The following is a 1,935-nucleotide window of genomic DNA, read 5'->3' as shown; positions in this document are numbered from 1 at the left end:
GGACCCCGTGGGATCCTTGTGATCCTGCGGGGTCCGACGGTGCGAAGGGGGTCGGGGCTCGGGCAGGGCGGCCGGGTCGACACTAAATGTGACCCTATCTGTGCGGGTCTGACCGTTTTCGTTCGCTTACGGGGTGTGACTCGGGCCACGCAGATTGGGCGTAACGCTCGCGGGAAGAACGCGATGACCTAAGAGGTGACAGCCGCGGAGGGAATACGGACGCCGTTCACGGCGCTGTGCATCTTCCCGGCTCCCGCCCGCGCCGTCGGCCCATCTCCAAGCCGGTGGTCGGCTCCTGTCCACTGTGGGCGGGGCCGGAAGCCGTTTTCCAACGTTCCGAGAGGTTGTTCGTGTCGGCCAGCACATCCCGTACGCTCCCGCCGGAGATCGCCGAGTCCGTCTCTGTCATGGCGCTCATTGAGCGGGGAAAGGCTGAGGGGCAGATCGCCGGCGATGACGTGCGTCGGGCCTTCGAAGCTGACCAGATTCCGGCCACTCAGTGGAAGAACGTACTGCGCAGCCTCAACCAGATCCTCGAGGAAGAGGGTGTGACGCTGATGGTCAGTGCCGCAGAGCCCAAGCGCACCCGAAAGAGCGTCGCAGCGAAGAGTCCCGCCAAGCGCACCGCCACCAAGACGGTCGCGGCCAAGGCGGTGACCACCCGGAAGGCCACTGCCACCGCCACGCCGGCGGCGCCCGCCACCGAGCCCGCCGCCGAGGAGGAGGCACCCGCCAAGAAGGCGGCTGCCAAGAAGACGACCGCCAAGAAGGCGGCAGCGAAGAAGACCGTCGCCAAGAAGACGGCGGCCAAGAAGACCGGCGCCAAGAAGGACGACGCCGAGATCATCGAGGAGGAGGTGCTCGAGGAGGCAGCCCCCGTCAAGGCCGGTGAGGAGCCCGAGGGCACCACCGAGAACGCGGGCTTCGTGCTCTCCGACGAGGACGAGGACGACGCGCCTGCCCAGCAGGTCGCCGCCGCCGGCGCCACCGCCGACCCGGTCAAGGACTACCTCAAGCAGATCGGCAAGGTCCCGCTGCTCAACGCCGAGCAGGAGGTCGAGCTCGCCAAGCGCATCGAGGCTGGTCTGTTCGCCGAGGACAAACTCGCTAACGCCGACAAACTGGCCCCGAAGCTCAAGCGCGAGCTGGAGATCATCGCCGAGGACGGCCGCCGCGCCAAGAACCACCTCCTGGAGGCCAACCTCCGTCTGGTGGTCTCCCTGGCCAAGCGTTACACCGGCCGCGGCATGTTGTTCCTGGATCTCATCCAGGAGGGCAACCTCGGTCTGATCCGCGCGGTCGAGAAGTTCGACTACACGAAGGGCTACAAGTTCTCCACGTACGCCACGTGGTGGATCCGTCAGGCGATCACCCGCGCCATGGCCGACCAGGCCCGCACCATCCGTATCCCGGTGCACATGGTCGAGGTCATCAACAAACTCGCGCGCGTGCAGCGCCAGATGCTCCAGGACCTGGGCCGCGAGCCCACCCCGGAGGAGCTGGCCAAGGAACTCGACATGACCCCCGAGAAGGTCATCGAGGTCCAGAAGTACGGCCGGGAGCCCATCTCGCTGCACACCCCGCTGGGCGAGGACGGCGACAGCGAGTTCGGTGACCTCATCGAGGACTCCGAGGCTGTCGTTCCGGCCGACGCGGTCAGCTTCACGCTCCTGCAGGAGCAGCTGCACTCTGTCCTGGACACCCTGTCCGAGCGCGAGGCGGGCGTCGTCTCGATGCGCTTCGGCCTCACCGACGGTCAGCCGAAGACCCTCGACGAGATCGGCAAGGTCTACGGCGTCACACGCGAGCGGATCCGTCAGATCGAGTCCAAGACCATGTCGAAGCTGCGCCACCCGTCGCGTTCTCAGGTGCTGCGCGACTACCTCGACTGAGCAAGGTCCTACGACGCGGAAGGCCCCGTCCCCGCGGGGGCCG

Annotated in this window: 1 protein-coding gene; it reads left to right on the top strand. The window is 67.0% G+C overall.

Annotated features, from left to right (window positions below; genetic code table 11):
• The first annotated feature begins 350 nt into the window (after window positions 1–350).
• The gene (locus ABZ281_RS47595; RefSeq protein ID WP_356664885.1) at window positions 351–1,892 is read left to right on the top strand and encodes an RNA polymerase sigma factor; all 1,542 of its coding nucleotides are present in this window, start codon (window positions 351–353) and stop codon (window positions 1,890–1,892) included.
• Window positions 1,893–1,935 lie beyond the last annotated feature (43 nt).

Source organism: Streptomyces sp. NPDC006265, from assembly GCF_040613555.1.
GTDB lineage: Bacteria > Actinomycetota > Actinomycetes > Streptomycetales > Streptomycetaceae > Streptomyces.
This window is presented reverse-complemented; position numbering and strand designations above follow the sequence as displayed.